The organism is Synechococcus sp. H55.2 (assembly GCF_047462495.1).
GTDB lineage: Bacteria > Cyanobacteriota > Cyanobacteriia > Thermostichales > Thermostichaceae > Thermostichus.
Genome location: NZ_JANSJH010000116.1, coordinates 1,838 through 7,467, shown reverse-complemented (window position 1 = coordinate 7,467; position 5,630 = coordinate 1,838). Strand labels below are relative to the sequence as shown.

The 5,630-nt window shown below is 62.2% G+C and carries 6 protein-coding genes and 1 pseudogene; 3 read left to right on the top strand and 4 right to left on the bottom strand.

Features of this window, described 5'->3' with window-relative positions:
* The first annotated feature begins 54 nt into the window (after positions 1-54).
* Entirely contained in the window at positions 55-666 is a 612-nt protein-coding gene (gene plsY, locus NW844_RS11495) for a glycerol-3-phosphate 1-O-acyltransferase PlsY (protein ID WP_414335787.1), read from the top strand.
* Positions 667-702: 36 nt separating this feature from the next.
* The gene (locus NW844_RS11490; protein WP_414335785.1) at positions 703-1,047 is read left to right on the top strand and encodes a gamma-glutamylcyclotransferase; all 345 of its coding nucleotides are present in this window, start codon (positions 703-705) and stop codon (positions 1,045-1,047) included.
* Here the strand turns inward: NW844_RS11490 and NW844_RS11485 are convergent.
* The 4 genes from NW844_RS11485 to minC all read right to left on the bottom strand — a co-directional run bounded on the left by NW844_RS11485 (position 1,044) and on the right by minC (position 5,436).
* On the bottom strand, positions 1,044-3,227 hold the full coding sequence (locus NW844_RS11485) for a cation:proton antiporter (protein ID WP_414335783.1): 2,184 nt from the start codon (positions 3,225-3,227) through the stop codon (positions 1,044-1,046). The two genes, NW844_RS11490 and NW844_RS11485, sit on opposite strands and share 4 nt — an antisense overlap.
* 234 nt (positions 3,228-3,461) lie before the next feature.
* Positions 3,462-3,812, bottom strand: coding sequence for a cell division topological specificity factor MinE (gene minE, locus NW844_RS11480; RefSeq protein WP_414335782.1), 351 nt, complete (start codon positions 3,810-3,812; stop codon positions 3,462-3,464).
* Between the two features lie 80 nt (positions 3,813-3,892).
* A complete protein-coding gene (gene minD, locus NW844_RS11475) occupies positions 3,893-4,699 on the bottom strand; it encodes a septum site-determining protein MinD (protein WP_414335781.1) in 807 nt (268 codons plus the stop codon).
* A complete protein-coding gene (gene minC, locus NW844_RS11470) occupies positions 4,696-5,436 on the bottom strand; it encodes a septum site-determining protein MinC (RefSeq protein WP_414335788.1) in 741 nt (246 codons plus the stop codon). The genes minD and minC overlap by 4 nt, the downstream gene beginning before the upstream one ends.
* A 1-nt stretch (position 5,437) precedes the next feature.
* Between minC and NW844_RS11465 the strand changes: the two are divergent.
* A pseudogene (locus tag NW844_RS11465) lies at positions 5,438-5,630 on the top strand (hypothetical protein); the annotation flags it as partial.

Genomic DNA, 5,630 nt, shown 5'->3' with positions numbered 1-5,630 from the left:
AGTTGCAGCTCAAGCCATGTGGCAAAGTGAGGGAAGAGCGTTCAAGATCCGGCCATGCCTACATTGTTTGCTGCTCTCCTGGCGGCGCTGGGGGGCTATCTCCTGGGATCCATCCCCACCGGCTACTGGGTAGGCCGTTGGTGGGGCGGCATCGACCTCCGCCAACAGGGATCCGGCTCGACGGGGGCAACCAATGTGTTGCGGACGCTGGGCAAGGGGCCGGCGCTGCTGGTGTTGCTGGTGGATGCTGCCAAGGGGGCGGCAGCGGTGGCCCTGGGATCGGCTTTGGGATCGCCGTGGTGGGTGGTCGTAGCGGCCCTGGGGGCGGTGATCGGCCATAGCCGCTCCTGTTGGCTGGGCTTCAAGGGGGGCAAATCGGTGGCCACCAGCCTGGGGATCTTGTTGGCTATGGCTTGGCCGGTGGCGCTGGCCACTTGCGGAGTCTGGCTACTGGGGATCGCCCTCACCCGCATTGTCTCCTTCAGCTCTTTGCTGGCGGCGGTGGTGGCCCCGCTGCTGATGTGGGCAATGGCTCAGCCTCTGCCCTATGTGTTGTTTGCCTTGGCGGGCGGAGTGTATGTGATCGGGGCTCATCGACGCAACATCGAGCGCCTGCTGGCCGGCTCGGAGCCGCGCATCGGCCAAAAATTGGCCCAATCTCCCTAATTCACCCTGTCCCAGAGCACGATGGAACAGACGACAGTGGTTTTCGTTTACGGATCCCTGCTGCGGGGTGGCCAGTACCACAGCCTGCTGCAAGGAGCAGAGTTTTTGGGAACCGACAGCCTCAACCACATCGACCTCTACGATCTCGGCCCCTACCCGATGGCGGTTCCTGGCCAAAATCGGCTCTACGGCGAGCGCTACCGCATTCCCTTGAGCCTGTTACCCCGCCTAGACGAGCTGGAAGATCACCCGCGGCTGTACGAACGACGGTGGGTGCAATTGGAGAGCGGCACCTCGGCCTGGGTATACCTAGGTCGGCCCAAGCAGGTGCAGGGGTGCTCGCTCATCCCCAGTGGCCGCTGGCTGCCTCGAGATCCCTAGAGATCAAAGTGGAGCTTGACGCCCTCAACATACTGGGGCAGTAACTCGGCTGAGGGTGGATCCCATTCCGGGGGATCCGACTCTCTGGCAAAGGGAGCAGCGGCCTCTACAGGGCTGGACGTGCGCTCCAGGTAGTAGATGCGATCTCCGCGTCGCCAAACGTCCGGCTCAGGCAGGTAAAACAACCGGCCCAGTTGAGACGATCCGCCTCCCTCCCGGAACCAGCCCCCCAAGCGCTGCGGGCGCACCAGCAACAAAGGCAGGCAGAGATCGGCTTTGATGCGGTAGGCAAACTGATCCCGCAGCCGCTCCAACGTGGGATCCTCCACTTCCATCTGGGCTGAAAAGGGGTTGAGCAGAGCTGAGCGCGCCGCCGAGATCGACTCCTGGGCCGAGGCCACTGTCAATTGGGGGGGCTTCAGACCCAGATCCGCCAAGGTGGGCAGGGTGATCGAGCGCAACTCGGCCCGGTTGGCCTCCAGGTAGCCGGCCCAGCGCTGCAGTTGGGAAAAGGGGATCGGCAGGGTGCGGATCCCTTCTGAGATGGGCATCTCCGGCAGCAATACCGTCCAGATGGCAGCGGAAACCGAGAGCTTCACCATCAACTCGGCAATGGCCCAGTTCATCTGGGGATCCAAAGTCAGGATCAGCAGCGTCTCCGCATGGTCGATATCGGCTTTCAAGAAGGCTGACTCGCTCAGCACGGCTTCCTGCAAAGATCCGGGAAGCACCTGGCCAGGTTCCTCCAAGGACTCCGTCCCGCTGACGCGAACGGGCAGAGCTTTGGAGAGCCCATTGCTGGTGGGGGGCTGGGGCCCTGAGGTATGGCCGGCTTTGTGGCCGTTGAGCTCGGCTGGGCCGACAGGCTCGCGCAGACGGGATCCCGACGGCAGTGGCAGCACCTCCACCGCCTGGTTGAGGGAGCGCAGCAACTGGGCCAACTGGTCGACCAGCGGATGGTTGCCGACGATCACGGTAGAACTGCCCTGATCCAAGCCCAGCCAGCGGGCCACCCAGGCGGCGGTCAGCCCCTGCACCGTCACCGTGAGCGAGATGGTCAAAAACACCAGCGCCTTGAGGGCATCTCCCCCGGTAATGCCCCGCTCGGTGAGCAAAATGGCAAACAAAGAGGCCACCGAAGCCGCCACAATGCCGCGGGGGGCCAGCCAGGCCACAAACAGCTTCTGCCGCCAATTGAGGTCGCTGCGCCAGGTACACAGCCACACGCTCAAGGGGCGCACCACCAGCATCAGGCAGAGCACCGTGGCCAACGCTCCCCAGCCCAGAGCAAATACCGCCTTCAGAGAGAGGGTGGACGTGAGCAGGATAAACAATACCGAGATAGCGACCACCACCAACTGGCCATGGAACTGGCGCACGCTCCGCTCGGCAATGGCCGCCTTCTGCCGCACCACCAGGCCCGCCATCACCACCGCCATCAGCCCCGCCTCGGAGCGCAGCGACTGGGCCAGGGCAAACACCCCCAGCGCCCCCGCCAGCACCACCGAGTTGCGCAGCTCCTCCGTCAAAAACTGCCGCGACCAGAGCAGAAAGGATCCCATCAGCCAGCCCCCCAGCGCCCCCACCGCCGACCCAATGGCCAAGCGGCTGGACAACTGCTCCAAGGCCATGAGGAAGCTGGGGTGGCCAGAAAGCACCACCTGCAGCACCACCACCGCCAAGATGGCCCCCACCGGATCGATGAGCACCCCTTCCCCTTCCAGCAGGGTGCTGACGGCGGAATCGACCCGTACCCGCTTCAGGATGGGGTTAATCACCGTCGGCCCCGTCACCACCACCAGGGATCCGAACAAAAAGGCCAGGGGCCAGGGAAACTCCCCCAAATAGTGGGCCGCCACCGCTCCCCCCACCAAGGTCAGCAGGGATCCCAACAACACCAAATTGCGCAGGCTATCGGAGACTTGGTTGAGGCGTTGCAGCCGCAGGTTCAGCCCCCCCTCAAACAGGATCAGAGCCACCGCCAACGACACCAGCGCCTCCAGCCCGGATCCCATAACCTGGGGGTGAACCCAGCTCAGGCCATCCGGGCCCAGCAGCACCCCAAACAGGAGCAGGAAAACAATGCTGGGCACCTTGACAAAATTGGCCAGGACTTGAGCTGCGATCCCGGCCACTAGGGCCAGCGTAAACAGGATCGTCAGCTCAAAGGAGTTTTCCATGCCGAGGCTCAACCTCCCTTAGCGAGAACTCTGTCCCAGCAGTTCTGTCTTGGTTAGCGTTGGGGCCACAGAAGGTTGACATGAACAGGCTGTTAACAACTACAAGTCGCTCCGGGCCGGGACAGACACAGGTGGGAGCAGCGAGAAAGCATCTTGACGAACAGGCAAACTCTGGCCGAATGTAACACTTTTATGTAACACCTTGAAGTTACTGCTCCTTGAGTCTAGGGTAGCTCAGGCCGAAGGTGAACTCAAATGGCCGCCCTCGGAGGGGGCAGCTCCCTGTTGCAGGCTGTCCTCTTGGCAGGGGCCGGCCTCCGCCAGGGGCTTGACACGACGAATGGGCAGGTTGGCGATCAGGGCCGTCGTCCCCCCTTCTGCCGCCAAGTGAAATTGCAGCCCCTCCGCATCCAGCTCCACATAGCGGGACACCACCCCCAAAATCTCCAGCCGCATCGCTTCCAAGGCTGCCGGGGTGAGGTCGGTGCGGTCGTGGGCCAAGATCAGTTTCAGGCGTTGCTTGGCCTGCTCGCGGCTGCTGCCGGAGTGGCGGGAGAAAAGCTGATCTAAGAAATCGAGAAGCATGGGCCTTAGCGGTAGCTGGAGTCAGTCGTTAAGGCGAATGGGGATGGGCAAACCCAATCCAAATCAGGCAGAAGAGCCATTCAAAGCACCTTTTGGTTTAAAAACCGCTTGGCTTTTTCCCAGAAAGACTCACCCAAGCTGGCCAACTTGGGGAATTCCACCGTCTCCCCTTCCAGCCGTCGGGCAATGCGCTGGATGGCCTGAGCAGCCAGAGTTGGGTTGGCCGAGAGGACTAGGGGCTCCCCTTTGTTGGTGGAGACGATCACCTCCCGGTCTTCTGGAATGATACCCACCAAGGGGATGGCCAGCACCTCCACCACGTCTTCCACCGACATCATCTGGCCGGCTGCCACCATATCGGGGCGCAGGCGGTTGACGATAAGCTGGGTCGGTGCAATTTGTGCAGCTTCCAACAAGCCCACTACGCGATCTGCATCCCGCACTGCCGCCACCTCCGGGGTGGTGACGATGAGTGCCTCGCCGGCCCCCGCGATGGCATTGCGAAACCCCTGTTCGATCCCTGCCGGGCAGTCGATCAGCACATAGTCGTGGCTGCCGGCCAGCTTCTCGATCAACTGGCGCATCTGATCTGGGTTGGCCGCCGTTTTGTTGCGGGTTTGGGCTGCTGGCAACAGCGAGAGATTGGGGGTGCGTTTGTCTTTCACCAACGCTTGTTCAAGGCGACATTCCCCCGCAATCACCTCTAGAGCCGTGTACACCACCCGATTCTCCAGCCCCAGCAACAAGTCCAGGTTGCGCAGGCCAAAGTCGGCATCCACCACCACCACCGAGCGACCCAAGCGCGCCAAGGCAGTGCCCAGGTTGGCCGTTAGGGTGGTTTTGCCCACCCCGCCTTTGCCAGAGGTTACGACAATGACTCGGCTCATACCCCCCTCCGCAGAAAATCCTGAAGGCTGGCAATGCAGATGGCATCCTCCTGCAAGTAAACCACCTCTGGCGTGTCGGGGGGGGATCCACCCTCGGGTGGACGGGCCACCTGATCGGCAATGCGCAACTGAGTCGGCTCCAACTGCAAAGCCAAGATCACAGCACTCCTATCTCCCTCGGCGCCGGCATGCACCAGCCCTCGCAGACGTCCCCAAACCCAAATGTCTCCGCCCGCAATGATCTCGCCGCCAGGGTTGAGATCCCCCAGCAAGAAGACCGAGCCGCGGTGGCGCACGGACATTCCCGAGCGCACTGTGGATCGCAGGTAGAGGGGGGTGGTATCCGGGGGGACAGGGGGAATCGCCTCTAAGGGGGAAGATTGTTCCACAGAATAGCCCAGCGTCGCCGCCGCAATCGCCGTCGAGCGGGATCCGGTTTGGACGCGCCACAGTTGCAGTCCATGCTGGGACAACAGGGCAGCAAGGATTTGTAAGGCAGGCATGTCCAGCTCTCGCCCTTGGCACCACAGGGTCAGGGGGGCCACTCCTGCCCAGTGGGGTTTGCGGCTGCGCAACTGCCACACCAAGTTCTCCCAAACTTCTTCCCAGGTCAGGGTGCTGGGCAGGTGCAGATGGATCCCTTGGGCATCCGAGCGAAAGTACACACTGCCCGTAGCCCAGGAGTCTGGAGATGGGGTAAGCGGGGAGATTTCAGGGTTCCATGTAGGGGATCCCATCATGACGGCGCCTGAACATTTGCCCGAATATAGAGCCTCATCCTATTCCATTCTTCCCCAGGGGTATGGTGCAATTTTTGGCCAAATCGCTCAACATGGCCTAGTCAGCTCCGGCAGCTCCACTTGGCCTGCGCAATCTCTCCCCCAAACCCAGCGCACCGAAATCGAGATCTTGCCTGTGCTGCCGGTTTTAC